The organism is Streptomyces sp. NPDC002130 (assembly GCF_040296465.1).
Taxonomy (GTDB): domain Bacteria; phylum Actinomycetota; class Actinomycetes; order Streptomycetales; family Streptomycetaceae; genus Streptomyces.
Window position 1 is genome coordinate 1 of the sequence record NZ_JBEOXI010000984.1, and the last position, 1251, is coordinate 1251.

2 protein-coding genes are annotated in these 1251 nt (G+C 61.9%); both read right to left on the minus strand.

Going from position 1 to position 1251, the window contains the following annotated elements; genetic code table 11:
• Window positions 1-243: 243 nt before the first annotated feature.
• Window positions 244-453: a hypothetical protein gene (locus tag ABT116_RS47640; RefSeq protein ID WP_003945392.1), complete on the minus strand. Its 210-nt coding sequence runs from the start codon at window positions 451-453 to the stop codon at window positions 244-246.
• Window positions 454-492: 39 nt separating this feature from the next.
• A complete protein-coding gene (locus tag ABT116_RS47645; protein WP_290289351.1) occupies window positions 493-636 on the minus strand; it encodes a hypothetical protein in 144 nt (47 codons plus the stop codon).
• Window positions 637-1251 lie beyond the last annotated feature (615 nt).

Sequence of the window (1251 nt, forward strand, 5' to 3'; positions counted from 1 at the left end):
AGGGCGGAGGCGTGGCCGTGGTAATCGAGTGCGATGAGCAACTCCACGAACACGTCGATTTCCGAACAGCAGTTGTGCTCGACGACGCTGTCGAGATACTCGGCTGTCTCGAACAACTTCGCCCAGGCATCTGCTTTCTCGCAGATGTTGTGCAGGTCGTAGCCGTACATCGTTTTCTCCTTCGGTCGGGCGGTTGTGGTCGGTCATGCTGCGCGTCCTTGCGTGTGACGGATGGGTGGGTGGTTAGTTGGTGGGGGTGGCGGCGGCGTCGATGTCCTCCTCGGTGTGTCCGGCATCGCGTGCTGCGGCGCGGGCGGCTGCGAAGGCGTCGACCAGGGCGGTGACGTCGATGAACCCTTCGCGGCGGCGGTCGAACATCGCTGCATCGAGCGCTGCGGTCGCCTCGACAACGGCGACAAGCGCGGGTGCGAGGGTGTCGGTTTCGGTGCTCATGTGGGGCTCCTTTGTGGTGGGTGGTGGGTGGCGGGTCGCTCAACCGCAGATGCAGTCCTCGTCGCCAGCTCTTTGCGCGGTGCAGGCGTAGTCGCCGGGGTCCGGGTAGCTGCACATCTGCGTGCCGTCTGCCATTGCAGGGCAGGAGGTTTGGCCGCAATCGCAGTTCGTCTCGTTGCTCATCGTTTTTCCTTTGCTCGAGGTTGGTGGGTGGTTGTCGTTACTCGGCGTTGACGCACTGCGCGGCGTCGTCGTGCATGCGAGGGCAGGAGTAGTCACCGCACCCGCAAGTCAGTCCGGCGTAATGGATGGTCGCGGCGTCGTGGTCTTTGCCTTGTTCGAAGTCGTAACCGTTCACTGACTTGACCTTTCGTTGGTGTCCGGACCCTCTCGGTGGCCCCTGACAATTTTTTTCCGTTCTGACATGGAGCTCCGGATCGGCGGTATGAGGGCACGGCGCAATGCTTGGGCCGCAAAGTTTTTCAGCGAAGCGTCTTTGAAAAAGTTTTCGGAGCCGGAGGCCGGCGAAGCCGCCAGGGGTTGCGCCGGGACCGCCGTCGATCAGGATCGGAAGGACAGAAAGGAAAAAGGATCTTTTCGCTTCTACAGAGCGGAGCGCAGCGGAGCATTGTAGGGTCTCGAGAACCTTAGCCAAATCTCACGCGAGATGGCCACTCGGTGGCCAGTTGGCCATCTGAGTGAGATTGTCTCGGCGTGGCTACGTGGTGGGCGCGGATAACGGGTCATTACGCACGTGAGCTGGGGGAGGACCCCGAGGTCGTTTCGCGTCACAAGGGC